We start from the raw sequence: 14,771 nt of genomic DNA on the forward strand, positions 1-14,771 counted from the left end.
GAATTATAAATGGGACCTAAAAACGCCTGGAATAATCGGCAATGCAGATAAACAAACCAGATAAACCAATTCATATAGGTTAGTTTAGTTACAACATACATATAAATTTAAACAATACCGATACTTTAACAACAGTACATAAACCACATATTCAAACAGGGACCTCAGGGCGTTATCTGATCTGATTGGATTGATGTATACGCGTAAGCGATACGCGGAAAAATAAAACCCCCGTCCCGGTTGGTGCCCGAGTGGGGGTAATACTGGCACTACTCTGGAGCGGAAAAAAGGCCGGCCGCTATTTCAGATTGGGAAAGCACAGGCGGCGTACCGCCAGTTCCACGCCCCTGATCTCCGCCAGGCCCTTTAACCGACCGATGGCGGAATAGCCGGGATTGGTTTTCTTATGCAAATCATCCAGCATTTGATGTCCGTGGTCCGGCCGCATGGGAATAGGGCGCTGGTCGCCCAAATCCTGACGGCGCTGCTCCTCCCGCAAAATCGCGGTTACTACGCTGACCATATCCACGTCGCCCTGCAAATGCGCCGCTTCATGGAAGCTTTTAGGGTTTTTTTCACGAACGGTGGCGCGCAAATGGGTAAACCAGATGCGATCGCTGAAAGTCTCCGCCATTTTAACCAGGTCGTTATCCGCCCGCACGCCATAGGAACCGGTGCAAAAGGTGAAACCGTTGGTGGGAGCGGGAACGGCATCCTTCAGCCACTGCATATCCTCAATGGTGGAGACGATGCGCGGCAAACCCAGGATTGGACGCGGCGGATCGTCCGGATGCACCGCCAGGCGAATGCCCGACGCTTCCGCCACCGGCACGATTTCCCGCAGGAAATAAGCCATATGCTCGCGCAGGGCCGCTTTATCGATATGGGCATATTCCGCCAGGCGCGCCCGGAACTGGTCGAGGGTGTAACCCTCTTCGGCGCCCGGCAGGCCGGCGATAATATTGTTGGTCAGCTGGGTAATTTCCTGCTGGCTCATATGCTCGAAATAGGCTTTTGCCTGCCGTTTTTCATCGTCGGTATAATCCGCCTCAACGTTGGGCCGCTGCAGGATATGCAGATCGAATGCCGCAAAAGCGATATGATCGAAACGCAGCGCCTTGGAACCTTCCGGCAGCTCGTAGCCCAGGTCGGTACGCGTCCAGTCCAGCACCGGCATAAAGTTATAACAGACGGTATCGATTCCGCACTGTCCGAGATTACGCAAGGTTTGCCGGTAGTTGGCGATGTGCTGACGGTAGTTGCCGGTTTGGGTTTTGATTTCTTCGTGCACCGGCACGCTTTCCACCACCGACCACACCAGATTTTTGGCCGCCAGTTCCGCTTTGCGTTTTTCTATTTCCTCAACCGACCAGACTTCGCCGTTGGGAATATGGTGCAGGGCGGTTACCACACCGGTTGCCCCGGCCTGGCGGATATCGTCCAGAGAAACCGGATCCCCCGGGCCGTACCAACGCCATGTTTGTTCCATAGTTCAATCCTCGTCAAAATGTCATTTCGCCGCAAATATCGGCAAGTCATCAAGTTGTTTCAGGTAAAACAGCCGGTAAATCGGTAATAACAGCGTGATTTGTCAATTTTTACTCTGATATTTGCCACTGTTTGGCAAGTTTGGTTTTCGATTCGCCGGCCAACCATTTATTTACCGCATCAAGCAACTGCCGGTTATCTTTATCCATCATATAAACTTTATAACTCGCTGTCCCGGGCAATATGTTCTGAGTAGCAACGCAAAGGATCCCCGGCTCTTTACTCTGGTAATAGTCGCCTTCAATCAAATCGGTAAACATGATATCCGCGCTCCGGTCCCGGATCCCTTGAAGGTTGGCGACATTATCTTGAGTACGGACAATTTGGGCATACTTAATGTGCTTATCAACGTAAGATTGGTTTGTACCGCCTGGATTCACGATGACCCGTACCTTCGTACGATCAATAGCCACAAGGGATTTGAATTCCTCAACTTTGTCACACTGTGTCAGGGCGATTTTACCATTTTTAACCACCGGAGCGGAAAGCGCAAACCGGGCGTTTCTTTCAGGTGTTTCCGTCACGCCTCCCATTGCGATATCGAACTTGTCTGCCGCCAGATCGGCAGACAGCGTTGGCCAACTGCTCAGCACAAAGCGAACATTGAGCCGCAGCGCATTGCTTAATGAACGTGCCATATCAATATCAAAGCCAGTCAATTTTCCTTGCTTATCGTGGAATGCCAGCGGCGCATAATCACCAGGAATGCCTATGCGCAATTCTCCGCTTTGTTTGATTTCCTGCCAACTTTTCGCCACCGCGGGCTGAATGCCTAAAAGCGACGACAAAACTACAAATCCAACGTATATTTTATTCATTATTCATCACTTAAATCATCTGGGGAATGACAAAAACACGCAGGGGCTTCGCCGGCGCACCCACACCTCAAATAATCCGCCGAGGCAGGCCCTATGCGAGTTGATAAGTTTATCCGCATTTTCTATGTACTGCGTTATCCGCGCAATCCCCGTTGGCCCGATACAGCCACTTTTTACCATGCCGTGCCGGTTTGCTGAGTATTATCGCCAACAGCGTACAGCGATTGCCCGGGTCGATGAAATGTAGTCTGATTTTTTAGGGGAAAGGCGCCATGGAAAAAAAATATTCACCGCTGCAGATGGGTTTCCACTGGGTTATTTTCATACTGATCGCCATTGCCTATGCCGCCATGGAGCTCAGAGGCTACGCCCCGTATGACAGTGCCTTGCGAAGGGGGATAACGTTACTGCATTACACCGCCGGCGTGAGCGTGCTGATCCTGACGCTACTGCGCATTATGATACGCATTGCCGGCAAGACGCCGGCTATAGCACCTCCGCCGCCGCGCTGGCAGATGATCCTGGCACACTTGGTTCACGGCGTGCTGTACCTGATGTTTATCTGCCTGCCGCTATTGGGCCTGCTGACACTCTATTTCGGCGGCAGAGAATGGGCTTTCTTAGGATATACCATGCCCGTGCGGGATATCCCGGACGCCGATATGCAGTCTCGATTGCGTGATATTCATGAGCTGATTGCCAACACCGGCTATTTTATTATCGGCCTGCACACCGCTGCGGCGCTGTTTCATCATTATATTCTGCGGGATAACACCCTGATAAGAATGCTGCCCGGCAAGCGACACTAATAGAACCCCACCTTCGGCGAAACTATTTCTTAACCTGACAGATTTCGAGTTGCCTTGGTTATTGTTCATCGACGTTATTTCGGTGATACAATAAATCACTTGGATTGAACATAGAGTAACGAAATGAAAGTGTTAACTTTTGGTGAAATGATGCTCCGATTGAAACCGCTCGGCAACAATCGCATCATTCAGTCGGATGTTTTGGAAGCAACTTATGGCGGTGCGGAAGCCAATGTCGCCGTATCTTTAGCCCTCTTGGGCAATGACGCTGCTTATTTGACCAAGTTGCCGGGTAATCTGCTGGGTGAAACCGCGCTGTCCGCTTTACGTAAATACGGCGTGAACACCACAAAAATTCTACGCGGCGGCAACCGTCTGGGTATTTATTTCTTTGAAAAAGGCGCCAGCGTACGCTCCAGCAATGTGGTATACGATCGGGCCGGAAGCTCCTTCGCGGAAGCTAAACGTGATGAGTTCCAGTGGGAAGAGCTGCTTAAGGGTGTTGATTATTTCTATTTTTCGGGCATTACCCCGGCAATTTCAACGGAATTAGAGCAGGTTGTTACCGACGCCTGCGTCTATTGCAAGGCGCATAATATTCCCGTTGTGTGCGATATGAATTATCGCGGCAAAATGTGGCCACCTGAAAAAGCCCAGGTCGTCATGTCCAAGCTGATGAACTATGTGACCATCTGTATCGCCAATGATGAAGATTTCGAAGCGACGCTGGGCATAAAAGCCTTCGACGGTGATAATTCCCGCGGCATCGAGCAAAAAGATTCATTTAAAGCCGGCATGCTTGCCGTCACCAAAAAGTATCCGGGCTGTAAAATGGTGGCGAGCGTCCTGAGAAACATCCACTCCGTTGAAGAAAGCCAATGGATGGGACTGTTGCTGAAAGACGGCGAGTTTTACGAAACCACCCGCTACAAGATGCACGTCATGGAAGGGGTTGCCGCCGGTGACGCCTTTGGCGCTGGTTTGATGCACGGTTTACTGCATGGTTTTGGCGCTCAGGAAGACATTGATTTTGCCATTGCCGCCAGCGTATTAAAATTGACCGTCAGCGGCGATTTAAATCTGGTGCAGGAATCTGAAATACGTTCAGTGATGAAAAAAGGCGGCGGCGCCAGCATGAGCCGCTGAGTTATTTCAAGGGTTGAACGCTTAAACGCGCCATTCACATCGCTTAATGTCATCAAAAGAAGGGGATACAGCTCAGTATCCCCAGATAAAAGTCGGTCGGTCTGCCCGGGAGTATTGTGTCCTCATTGAATGCCCCAACTATAAACTGATATAGCCATTCTGCTTGTTCCCGCCAAAATTTTCCAAAAATGCTTTTTTATCACCGGCTTCGTTAATCCAGTCAATAATGCAGCTTTACTATTGGGTATAAAAAAAGTGGGTATAAAAAAAGACGAATCCTACAAACAAACTGATAATTGGAAGGTAGAATAAAACCTTGTAGCATAGAAGTAAGTTTAAACACGCATCCCCTCCCTACATTCAAAAAAGGAGGGGATGGCGTATCTTCTCCGGCAACCGGCTCGTCATCTCGTTTGTCACTTCAGACTGTACTGCTTTTTTTCAATGCCATCTGTCTATAGAAAAGAAGTTGTTTCCCCTGTATTTTTATTCATACGTTAAGAAACGCGACGTGATTGTTCCGCGGCAGCGCAGGGTTCGGCTGGCCGAGATGTACGGTAAAGGGCATTATGAATGTCGTTATTGTGAAAGGAACCGGGGATGTCGGTAAAAGATACGCTGTTGGCTTTGTTAGTGGTGGTCATCTGGGGCGTTAACTTTGTGGTGATCAAAGTCGGCCTCCACGGCATGCCGCCTTTTTTATTGGGTGGTTTACGGTTCCTGCTGGTTGTGATTCCGGCCATTTTTTTTATTCCGGCCCCCAAAATACCGCTTAAATGGCTGGCGCTTTATGCGTTAACCATCAGCTTCCTGCAGTTTGCCTTTCTGTTTGGCGCCATCAATATCGGCATGCCCACCGGCATTGCCTCATTAATTCTTCAGTCCCAGGTTTTCTTCACCATCATTCTGGGCACGTTTTTCCTGTCGGAAAAAATCAAGGCCATGCAGATTCTGGGTACGCTTATCGCAGCGGCAGGCATCGGGGTACTGGTTGATGGAGGCATGACCAATACGCTGTCGGCCATTCCGCCGCTCGGATTGTTGTTGACGCTAACCGCCGGCCTGTTCTGGGCGTTTGGCAATGTCACCAATAAAATCATCATGACTACCTCGCCCAAGACGCCGATTCTTTCGCTGGTTGTCTGGAGCGCATTGATTCCGGTGATTCCCTTTTTATTGTGTTCCTGGATCTACGAGGGGCGGACAGCTATCGTCGCCAGTATTGTCGATATCAAGGCTCCCACAGTCTTTTCACTGATTTATCTGGCTTTTATTTCCACCATTATCGGCTACGGCTTGTGGGGGGCGCTGCTATCCCGCCATGAAACCTGGCGAGTGACGCCGTTTGCGCTGCTTGTGCCGGTTGTGGGACTCACCAGCGCCGCCCTGATATTGGGTGAAAGGCTCAATGGCCTGCAACTCATCGGCGTCGCCGTCATTATGCTGGGCCTGTTGATTAATGTTTTCGGTTCTCGGGTTTTGAACCGAAAGACGGCGCATCAGACGTGACCCGATGATACTTCAGGGTATAGTGTTTTTAATGCCTTAATAAAGTTAACCAAATAAGGGTAGTCATGTGATATTCTAACTATTTCATCGCTATGCAAATGAGAAAGGTTTTCTTTTTTAAGCATGTCGATGAAACGCATTATAATCATAGCACAGAGTAGCCTGTCATTACCCTTTTGCTTTTTGAGAGTTTTTTCGGCTCCGTCCATAATACCTCTTAGGTAGGGGGTGGCTGTTTCTTGATTTTCGAAAAAGGCTTTGATAACTATTATTTTTTTAAAAGCATTTTCCTTAAAAGCCGAGGAGAATAAAGTAGTATACATAACATAAAGATTATTTTTTTCACTAGAATTTTTTTGAAGCAATTGATTATTTATTTCTGAAAATAAATTTTTAAACACATTATTCTGTGACAGAAAATAATATCGTAGTGATATTGATATCCTCATATCAATATCTAAATTTATATTCGTTTGATATTCATTACATACAGCCAGCTTGCTATTCATGTCATTGATGAAATATAAAGCACTCTCATTGTTATTCACTATGATTTCGTTATATAAATGTCGATATTTTAATGCTAAACAATTTATATCATAATTATTTTTTACCAAAACTTCCCTAAGGTTAGAGTAATCTTTTCGTGGTAAATTTGAAAAAATCAATTCCAATGTAGCAGGTGACCCTTCAGACAGAAACCTGAAAAAATTACTCGCAGATAATAATTCATAGCCTAATGATTTATTTTTTTTATTTTCCGGCGGTTTACTGGAAATTTCAAAAACTCTGAAGAAAGGGAAGGGGGTAAAGGGAATCATAATTTTAACCTTCTCATAAACAGAAAAAATATAATAGCCTGTATACCTGATAACTTACTATAAAAGATCTCAGTCAGCCTAAAACATTACTTATTTTGAAAAGTACTTTTAATGGAAATAATTTGATACTATTGTGGTTTGTTTCCCTACATACAGACGCGGCAGGCGGGATTCAAACCCATCGCAAGTCACTATCCGGCTGACGGCAGATTTCTCCTAGATACCCGCTTGACGCATTCATCTCAATATGGATTTCTGTTATATTGATGCCCAAATCACAAAACGAATTATAGGACGATACCGCACGATGATTAACCGATTCGCCCTGGCCGCCATAGCGGCCGCTTTTGCGCTGAATGGATGCGCAAATCAATCAACGAACAAATCCGCGTCTGATTTTTCTACCGGCGCGACCCTTGTCACTGTTACGGATGTCCCTATACCGGCTTCCGATGGCTCGACCGTATACGTTACCGTTGACGGCAATGACGCAGCTGCCCTGATCGCGGGAGAAAGCGTAGAGTTGCGCATACCCGCAGGGAAGCATCAGATCGGGGGCTATGCCCGGTCCCTGGTTGGCCATGTCACCATCCCCCCGGTGCAGATTACCACCACGCCCGACAGCGAGAAACACGTCGTTTATACGATAGTGAACGGCAAACCGGTATTTGCCGAACGGGATGATGCCTCGAAATCACAGAAGAAGGTAGCCACAACAGCTGCGGCAACACCGGTAGCCACAACGACACCGGCAACTACGACAACATCAGCAGCCACGACAACGCCGGCAACTACGACAACATCAGCAGCCACGACAACGCCGGCAGTCACAACAACGCCGGCAACTGCGACAACGACACCGGCAACCACAACGACACCGGCAGCCACAACGACACCGGCAACCACAACGACACCGGCAGCCACAACGACACCGGCAACCACAACGACACCGGCAGCCACAACGACACCGGCAACCACAACGACACCGGCAGCCACAACGACACCGGCAGCCACAACGACACCGGCAACCACAACGACACCGGCAACTACAACGACACCGGCAACCACAACGACACCGGCAACCACAACGACGCCGGCAGCCACGACAACGCCGGCAACTACGACAACACAGCAATAAGAGATTGCCGTCAGTGGTGTTTTCAATCAGTTATTATTTTTTACGGCGCAGCCCCTGCATGCGCCGCAGTCAACTTGATAGCTGAACATAACCGGGTCAGGTCAGCTAACGTCTTCCCAGAGTCAGTTACCGGGCCCGTTGCCGTTCACGGCGTACAATGCGATCCTGTTGATATTTATACCATGATAAAGTCACTACTTTTATTGTAGTAACTTTAAGACAACACTTCCTTAAAACAACCAAGGAGGTATCACATGCGCGTATTTCTTACTGGCGCGACCGGCTTCATTGGATCCCGCATTGTGCCCGAACTGCTTACGGCAGGGCATCAAGTCCTCGGCCTGACGAGATCGGATGCCGGTGCTCAATCATTAAAGGCAGCCGGTGTGCAAGCGCATCGCGGCACTCTGGAAGATCTCGATAGCATTCGCAATGGAGCAGCCAAGGCAGACGCCGTTATCCATACCGCGTTCGATCATGACTTTTCTCACTTCGTGGCGAATTGCGAGAAGGACAGGCGTGTCATCGACGCCTTGGGCAGCGTTCTCAAGGGCTCAAACCGACCCCTCATTATCACCTCCGGAACCGGTATGGGTGATTCCGGACACGGCCAGCCCGCGACGGAGAATGTCTTCAACGCGAACAATCCCAACCCGCGCGTGGCGTCCGAACTGGCGGGCAATTTACTACTGGAGGCCGGCGTCGACGTGCGCGTGGTGCGGCTTCCGCAGGTCCACGATACATTCAGGCAGGGGCTTATCTCGCCGTTCATCGCGATCTCGAGGGAGAAGGGCGTTGCCGCCTATGTGGGCGATGGTGCAAACCGCTGGCCGGCGGCCTATGTGCTCGATGTGGCGAAGCTCTATGGACTTGTCCTTGACAAGGGCAGTAAAGGGGCTCGATATCATGCCGTTGCGGAGGAGGGGATTTCTGCCCGTGAAATAGCCGAAGTGGTAGGCGCAGGTCTCGGTGTGCCGGTGGTTTCCCTGTCTGCCGAGCAGGCGCCACAGCATTTCGGCTGGCTCGCCATGTTCGCCGGCATGGACCTTAGTGCTTCAGGCGCATGGACCCGTCGGCAGCTCGGCTGGGAACCCACCGGGCCCGGACTGATCGACGATTTGAAACGGATGGATTATTCACGTTAAATAAATTGGAGCCTGCTGAGATGCCCGAAATGACCACGAACCTCGATGAAGCCTTGAAGTTCTTTTGTGACAATCTTGTTACACCCAAGTGGGACGCCCTGATGGATCTCCTGGCCGAGGATGCGGTGATGGAGTTTCCTTACCATCTTCCTGGCTTTCCCGAAAAGCTCAGAGGGAAACGGGAGATCGTGCCTTACTTTGACCTACTCAAGGACCGCATAACCATAAATGAAGTGCGCCTCGTGACCACGCACAAAACGGACGATCCCAACGTGGTCATCCTGGAAGCTGTGGGTAAAGGTCATGCCGTACAGACGGGGCACAACTATGAGCCGAAATACATCACGGTTTTAACTTTTCGCAACGGTCTGATAGTTCACTGGAAGGACTACTTGAATCCTTTCACAGTTCTGATTGCCCTTGGCGGCACGATCGCTTTGCCGATGGCGGAAGCTTAGCCGAGAGTCCTTAACTCGGTATTCATGCCCAACATTGCATCGGTAGTGGGCAAAAAAATTTAGCGCGGCTTATTAAATTCTGTAGCACTACGATGCTGCCAAAGACACAGAACTCGCGTAGCGTCATCAACCGAAGATGGTTTAAAATATCGATAAAGAGTGGAGGGGTGATCAGTATCTTTAAATCAGGATTACCACAGGCTGCTGAGTTAACGATCCTGTGGTAAGTTCCAACAGTCTGCTTGGATTCAGGAATGGCAAATCGTATTTAACATAATATACATTATACGCACCGACGTTATAGAGGCAAAGCTGTAATGTCCGCACTGGGCTAAGTGTTGAATGCTCTGGTGAGACTTCAATCGCGCTCTGAGGAAATTTTTGAGTGAGCGAAATGTGGATTTAGCGAAACACTGAGAAGGCAACGTAACATTGCGTTTAGAAGCAGCGGCAGCTCACTTCCCAAACCGCACCCAAGAATCTCGTGGGCTTGGCGATGTTCGAATGCAAGTGTGGTGGGCCGCTGCGCGCCATTTTCCATGCGAGCCATAAAAGGTAAAGTGTGCCGACGAGCTTCATGGTACGAAGCGCATTACGTTTTTATCTTATATCCGCAGCGTTCCGTCAATCAGCGTGCACACCTGGCCGCCGATCCAGGGGTCGTCATTCTCAAAGGTTACCTTAACCCGTCCGTCACGCTGTAATGCGGTGCCTTGGCGTACGCGATATTCTTTTGCGGTATGGCCACCGTCCGGAAATTCGTTGCTTTTCAGAATTTGGGCCAGGCAAGCATTGGCGCTGCCGGTAACCGGATCTTCAACTAAAGTATGGTGCTCAACCATAAAAGCCCTTACCTCATAATCCGCCGGACCGTTCGGCTCATGCAGTCCATATACCGCTACGCCATTCACGTTGCATAATGTCTGTAACAATTCAATTGCCGCGAAATCCGCGACAATATCCAGGCAGGATTGCGCATCCGCCATGCGCACCATCAGCCAAACGACCCCCATGTCGGCGATCGTCGGCGCGTCGCCGGGGTGGATCGTACCGCCTGGCAACGCTAATGCAAGCAGCCCTTGGTGTTCATCGGATATCGGCTTGAGTGTTACTGACGGTGCGGCAAACGACAGTCCGTCATTGGCGTGCAATTTAACCCGCACCAGGCCGATACCGCACTCCTGCACTAAATAACCCGGCTGCTTGGGTTTTAATCCCGCTTCCAGCAAAGCATGGGCCGTCCCTAAGGTCGGATGCCCGGCAAACGGTAATTCTTTGTCGGTAGTGAAAATCCGTACCCGGTAGTCTGCGGCGGCATGCCCGGGCTTCAGCACGAAAGTCGTTTCGGAAAGATTTGTCCAGCGAGCGATGGCAGCCATCTCGGCATCGCTCAAACCTTCCCCATCCAGGATCACCGCCAGCGGATTACCCTTTAACGGTTTGGCGGTAAATACGTCTACTTGTTTAAATTTCCGCGGTTTTTGCATCCGCAATCCTCATTTTTTCATCATTTATTGAGTTTAAATTATGTTTATGCTTTTTTTTACTGAGCCTAAGCTCGCTTTCCTTTACAATGATTGTCCTTGCCATCATCAGGTAAATATTTATGCCCATCCCAAAGCTGACGCAGCAAGACATGACGGAAATTGAGCAACGCCAACTGAAGACTTTACTTGATAAGGCCCGTATAGCGCAGGGTCGTCCGCTGACCAACTCTGAAACTAATCATATTAAAGATGATTATATCGACAAATTAATGGCGGAACGGGAAATGATCGCCAAGAAAACCAGGGCCGAACATAAAAAGAAAAAACTCAAGCCAGATATTTCAGCGACGTATGAATGGACCTCAAATATGCACACCCGCGGTCGCCGTTGAATTCTCCAGCGCGATAGGCCCGGCGAAGCAGACCAACGCCGGAGGGCGCTGGTCTAAAGCTTGGTTTTAACCTCAACATCTCATCGTCTTTGTGATTATGTTGTAGGGCGAGACGAATCGAATCAACCGTTCTGTAAGACTGGGGGGTCAAGGCACGGTTTTCCGGTTGCTACTTTTACATTCATGCCAATACGTCTTTTAAGCCACGGTGATTAAGCATCGGCTCCAGGCTGGGACGTTTGCCACGCCAGTTTACATAGAGCTTTTCCAAATCCTGGCTATTGCCCCGGGATAAAATTTTATCGCGAAAATCCCGGCCATTATCCGCCGTCAGCCCTCCCCGTTCCTTAAAGGCTTCGAACGCATCGTCCGCCAGCATTTCTGTCCATAAATAGGCGTAATAACCTGCGGCATACCCTCCACCCCAGATATGCTGGAAATAACTGGAGCGATAACGCGGCGGCACATAGGGCAAATTTACCTTATACTCGGCCAGCGCGGCGGCTTCGAAGGCGGCAACATCCATTCCCGGCGTCGTTCCTTCCAGAGTATGCCAATGCATATCCAGCAGCGCGGCCGCCAATAATTCGGTCATGTCATAACCTTTATTGAATCGCGACGCTTTTTCGATTTTTTCCACCAGTGCCGGCGGCATGGTTTCTCCGGTTTGATAATGCCTGGCGTAATGGGCAAATATTTGCGGCTCATCGGCCCAGTGTTCATTAAATTGGGAGGGAAATTCCACAAAATCCCTTGGCGTGGCGGTGCCCGACAGGCTGGGAAATTCCTGGTTGGCGAACAGGCCGTGCAGGGTGTGGCCGAATTCATGAAACAGGGTGACGACATCATCCCAGGACAGTAAAGCCGGCTCGCCGTCCGCCGGTTTGCTGAAATTGGCCACGTTGTAGATGACCGGCCGGGTGCCGAGCCGGGTGGACTGATCGACAAAGTTGCCCATCCATGCACCGCCGCCTTTATTATCTCGCTGGTAATAATCCGTATAAAACAGTGCCAGTGGAGATCCGTCCCCATCGAAGATCTCATACACCCCGACATCGGGATGGTAGACCGGTATATCGGTGCGTGGTGTAAAGCTGATGCCGTATAACAACCGGGCGGCGTAAAATACCCCCTGCTCAAGCACCTGATGGAGCGGGAAATAAGGTTTTATGTCGGCGTCATTGAGATCGTATTTATTTTTACGCACCTGATCGGCATAAAATTGCCAATCCCAGGCCGCCAGGCTAAAACCGCCCCGCTGCTCATCGATCAATGACTGGATATCCGCCGCTTCCCGTCGGGCCCTCCCGGTGGCGGCCGGGACAATATTGCGCATAAAATCCAATGCGGCCGCCGGCGTTTTAGCCATTTGATCCTGCAGCGCCCAGCTGGCATAGTTGGCGAAACCCAGCAGTTTGGCCTGTGCGGCGCGCACCTCGGCCAAACGGACAATAATGTGGCGCGTGTCATGCTCATCGCCCTTTTCCGCACGGCTAACAGATGCCTTAAACAACGCCTCTCGGGTTCCTCGTCGGTTCAATGATTGCAATAACGGCTGCTGGGTAGTGTTTTGTAATACAAGAAGCCATTGATTCTGCAGATGATGCTCTTCGGCGGCGCGACGCGCGGCGGCAAGTTCAGCGGTGGTCAGCCCATTCAGCCCCGCCGGATCCGTTACCGCCAGCCCGCCTTTGCCGGAGGCATCCAGCAGCAGATGAGTAAAGCGGGTGCTTAATGTCGCCGCTTCCTGATTGAGCAGCGACAGCTGCTGTTTGTCCGCCGCTGACAATTGCGCGCCGGACAGCAGGAAATTTTGGTAGGTCAGGTCGATTAGCCGGATGGCTTCGGGGGAAAGAGACAGTTCCGTCCGTACATCATATATCTCCTGCAGACGGCTGAATAATGCGCTGTTAAGTTTGATGGCATCATTCATTGCCGCCAGTTTAGGCGATTGATGTTCGTCTATTTCTCTCAATAAATCGCTGGTATTGGCTGAAGTCATTGCGCCAAAGATACTCAGCACCCGCTTTAACAATAATCCGGACTGCTCCAGCGCGGCATAGGTATTTTCAAAGGTGGGCGGTGCGTCCTGATTGGCGATGTGATCCACTTCCGCCAGATAGGATCGGATCCCCTCCTCTATTGCCGGGTTGTAATTGTCTTCCGTAATCAAATTGAACGGCGGCGCCTGATATGGCAGTGCGCTGGTCTGAAAAAACGGATTGGTGTAACGGGGTTGTTGCGCCATGCTCGGCTCCTGCGCCTAGAGGGTTACGGCGTTGTATCGCCACGTTGGTAATGGCGCTTAACGCGGTATTAAGCTAAGTTTACCCCAAGCATAACAAGCATGGATAGGCCGGCTCTTGAAACAATGAGCCGGCCCGTTGCTGCCGGCCCGAAATTTATCCCTTAGGCGTTTGCCAGGGATGCCATATCGATAACAAACCGGTAGCGGACATCGCTTTTAACCACCCGTTCATAGGCGTGGTTAATTTGCTGTACGCCAATCATCTCGATATCGGAGACAATGTCATGCTGGCCGCAGAAATCCAGCATTTCCTGGGTTTCTTTGATAGAACCTATTCCCGAACCCGCCAGGCTGCGTCGCCCGTGAATCAATGCACCGGCCGCCAGCGGGACCTTATTTTCCGGAATGCCCACCAGTACCATCGAACCGTCGATTTTCAGCAGGGAAAGATAGGCGCCCCAGTCAATCTCCGCCGCCACCGTGCAGACAATAAGGTCGAAAGTATTTTTCAGTTTATCAAAGGTGGCCGGGTCTTGGGTGGCGTAATAATGATCGGCCCCCAAACGAAGACCATCCTCTTTTTTCGATAAACTCTGACTGAGTACGGTGATGTCCGCCCCCATGGCGTGGCCCAGTTTGACCCCCATATGGCCCAGGCCGCCGAGTCCGACAATCGCCACTTTTTTGCCCGGTCCGGCCTGCCAGTGCCGCAGCGGAGAGTAGAGGGTTATACCGGCGCAGAGCAACGGCGCCGCGGCATCCAGCGGCAAGTTGTCGGGTATGGATAGGACATATCCCTCCTTGACCACGATATGATCGGAATAGCCGCCCATGGTGGGGGTTTTGCCGTCTCCCTCCACGCTGTTATAGGTCAAGACCAGCCCTTCTTGGTATTGTTCCAAATCGACGTCCCGTTGGGCGGAATGGGTGCATGAGTCGACAAAACAGCCGACGCCGACGCGATCGCCGACGCTAAATTTTGTTACGGCGTCACCTTTAGCCACCACTTCACCGACGATTTCATGCCCTGGCACCATGGGGAATATCGCACCGCCCCACTCATCCCTGACCTGGTGTATATCGGAATGACAAATGCCGCAATAAGCGATTTTTATCACCACGTCATCTTTGTTGGGGGCGCGACGCTCAAAATAATAGGGTGTCAGAGGGGCTTTGGCAGCCAGCGCGGCATAACCTTTTGCTTTAGACATACTGCAAACTCCCGATCGGTTGGTTGAAATGTTGACGGCAC

13 protein-coding genes are annotated in these 14,771 nt (G+C 50.6%); 6 read left to right on the forward strand and 7 right to left on the reverse strand.

Annotated features, from left to right (window positions below):
* Positions 1 to 298: 298 nt before the first annotated feature.
* Both uxuA and HB631_RS02600 read right to left on the reverse strand, forming a co-directional pair.
* Complete coding sequence (gene uxuA, locus HB631_RS02595) at positions 299 to 1,489, reverse strand: mannonate dehydratase (RefSeq protein ID WP_213989578.1); 1,191 nt, start codon at positions 1,487 to 1,489, stop codon at positions 299 to 301.
* A gap of 109 nt (positions 1,490 to 1,598) precedes the next feature.
* Positions 1,599 to 2,366, reverse strand: coding sequence for a transporter substrate-binding domain-containing protein (locus tag HB631_RS02600; RefSeq protein WP_213989579.1), 768 nt, complete (start codon positions 2,364 to 2,366; stop codon positions 1,599 to 1,601).
* Between the two features lie 272 nt (positions 2,367 to 2,638).
* On the opposite strand from HB631_RS02600, the gene cybB reads away from it, so the two are divergent.
* The 3 genes from cybB to HB631_RS02615 all read left to right on the forward strand — a co-directional run bounded on the left by cybB (position 2,639) and on the right by HB631_RS02615 (position 5,830).
* On the forward strand, positions 2,639 to 3,175 hold the full coding sequence (gene cybB / locus HB631_RS02605) for a cytochrome b561 (RefSeq protein ID WP_213989580.1): 537 nt from the start codon (positions 2,639 to 2,641) through the stop codon (positions 3,173 to 3,175).
* Positions 3,176 to 3,298: 123 nt separating this feature from the next.
* Positions 3,299 to 4,321 carry a sugar kinase gene (locus tag HB631_RS02610; RefSeq protein WP_213989581.1) on the forward strand — a complete coding sequence of 341 codons (1,023 nt, stop codon included), beginning with the start codon at positions 3,299 to 3,301 and terminating at the stop codon, positions 4,319 to 4,321.
* 600 nt (positions 4,322 to 4,921) lie between these two features.
* Entirely contained in the window at positions 4,922 to 5,830 is a 909-nt protein-coding gene (locus tag HB631_RS02615; protein ID WP_213989582.1) for an EamA family transporter, read from the forward strand.
* On the opposite strand, the gene HB631_RS02620 is transcribed toward HB631_RS02615, so the two are convergent.
* On the reverse strand, positions 5,821 to 6,651 hold the full coding sequence (locus HB631_RS02620) for a hypothetical protein (protein WP_213989583.1): 831 nt from the start codon (positions 6,649 to 6,651) through the stop codon (positions 5,821 to 5,823). The two genes, HB631_RS02615 and HB631_RS02620, sit on opposite strands and share 10 nt — an antisense overlap.
* A gap of 639 nt (positions 6,652 to 7,290) precedes the next feature.
* Entirely contained in the window at positions 7,291 to 7,815 is a 525-nt protein-coding gene (locus tag HB631_RS02625) for a hypothetical protein (protein WP_213989584.1), read from the reverse strand.
* Between the two features lie 228 nt (positions 7,816 to 8,043).
* Here HB631_RS02625 and HB631_RS02630 point away from each other — a divergent pair, with 228 nt between their 5' ends.
* Complete coding sequence (locus tag HB631_RS02630) at positions 8,044 to 8,934, forward strand: SDR family oxidoreductase (RefSeq protein WP_213989585.1); 891 nt, start codon at positions 8,044 to 8,046, stop codon at positions 8,932 to 8,934.
* Positions 8,935 to 8,963: 29 nt separating this feature from the next.
* A complete protein-coding gene (locus HB631_RS02635) occupies positions 8,964 to 9,392 on the forward strand; it encodes a nuclear transport factor 2 family protein (protein WP_213989586.1) in 429 nt (142 codons plus the stop codon).
* A 605-nt stretch (positions 9,393 to 9,997) separates the two neighbouring features.
* On the opposite strand, the gene HB631_RS02640 is transcribed toward HB631_RS02635, so the two are convergent.
* Positions 9,998 to 10,879, reverse strand: a complete 882-nt coding sequence (locus tag HB631_RS02640) for a PhzF family phenazine biosynthesis protein (RefSeq protein ID WP_213989587.1) — start codon at positions 10,877 to 10,879, stop codon at positions 9,998 to 10,000.
* A gap of 119 nt (positions 10,880 to 10,998) precedes the next feature.
* On the opposite strand from HB631_RS02640, the gene HB631_RS02645 reads away from it, so the two are divergent.
* Entirely contained in the window at positions 10,999 to 11,271 is a 273-nt protein-coding gene (locus HB631_RS02645; protein WP_213989588.1) for a DUF3811 domain-containing protein, read from the forward strand.
* 181 nt (positions 11,272 to 11,452) lie between these two features.
* Here the strand turns inward: HB631_RS02645 and dcp are convergent, their stop codons facing one another.
* Both dcp and HB631_RS02655 read right to left on the reverse strand, forming a co-directional pair.
* Positions 11,453 to 13,519, reverse strand: a complete 2,067-nt coding sequence (gene dcp, locus HB631_RS02650) for a peptidyl-dipeptidase Dcp (protein ID WP_213989589.1) — start codon at positions 13,517 to 13,519, stop codon at positions 11,453 to 11,455.
* 161 nt (positions 13,520 to 13,680) lie between these two features.
* Positions 13,681 to 14,730 (reverse strand): NAD(P)-dependent alcohol dehydrogenase, encoded by a 1,050-nt coding sequence (locus HB631_RS02655; protein ID WP_213989590.1) that lies wholly within the window; start codon positions 14,728 to 14,730, stop codon positions 13,681 to 13,683.
* Between the last annotated feature and the right edge of the window lie 41 nt (positions 14,731 to 14,771).

Source organism: Sodalis sp. dw_96, from assembly GCF_018449575.1.
GTDB lineage: Bacteria > Pseudomonadota > Gammaproteobacteria > Enterobacterales > Enterobacteriaceae > Acerihabitans.

What these genes read in the sequence shown, in the direction of transcription:
- HB631_RS02640 (WP_213989587.1), bottom strand. Translation starts at nt 10,879, where the DNA reads ATGCAAAAACCGCGGAAATTTAAACAAGTAGACGTATTTACCGCCAAA.
- HB631_RS02600 (WP_213989579.1), bottom strand. Translation starts at nt 2,366, where the DNA reads ATGAATAAAATATACGTTGGATTTGTAGTTTTGTCGTCGCTTTTAGGC.
- HB631_RS02645 (WP_213989588.1), top strand. Translation starts at nt 10,999, where the DNA reads ATGCCCATCCCAAAGCTGACGCAGCAAGACATGACGGAAATTGAGCAA.
- HB631_RS02635 (WP_213989586.1), top strand. Translation starts at nt 8,964, where the DNA reads ATGACCACGAACCTCGATGAAGCCTTGAAGTTCTTTTGTGACAATCTT.
- cybB (WP_213989580.1), top strand. Translation starts at nt 2,639, where the DNA reads ATGGAAAAAAAATATTCACCGCTGCAGATGGGTTTCCACTGGGTTATT.
- HB631_RS02655 (WP_213989590.1), bottom strand. Translation starts at nt 14,730, where the DNA reads ATGTCTAAAGCAAAAGGTTATGCCGCGCTGGCTGCCAAAGCCCCTCTG.
- uxuA (WP_213989578.1), bottom strand. Translation starts at nt 1,489, where the DNA reads ATGGAACAAACATGGCGTTGGTACGGCCCGGGGGATCCGGTTTCTCTG.
- HB631_RS02620 (WP_213989583.1), bottom strand. Translation starts at nt 6,651, where the DNA reads ATGATTCCCTTTACCCCCTTCCCTTTCTTCAGAGTTTTTGAAATTTCC.
- HB631_RS02615 (WP_213989582.1), top strand. Translation starts at nt 4,922, where the DNA reads ATGTCGGTAAAAGATACGCTGTTGGCTTTGTTAGTGGTGGTCATCTGG.
- HB631_RS02630 (WP_213989585.1), top strand. Translation starts at nt 8,044, where the DNA reads ATGCGCGTATTTCTTACTGGCGCGACCGGCTTCATTGGATCCCGCATT.
- dcp (WP_213989589.1), bottom strand. Translation starts at nt 13,519, where the DNA reads ATGGCGCAACAACCCCGTTACACCAATCCGTTTTTTCAGACCAGCGCA.
- HB631_RS02610 (WP_213989581.1), top strand. Translation starts at nt 3,299, where the DNA reads ATGAAAGTGTTAACTTTTGGTGAAATGATGCTCCGATTGAAACCGCTC.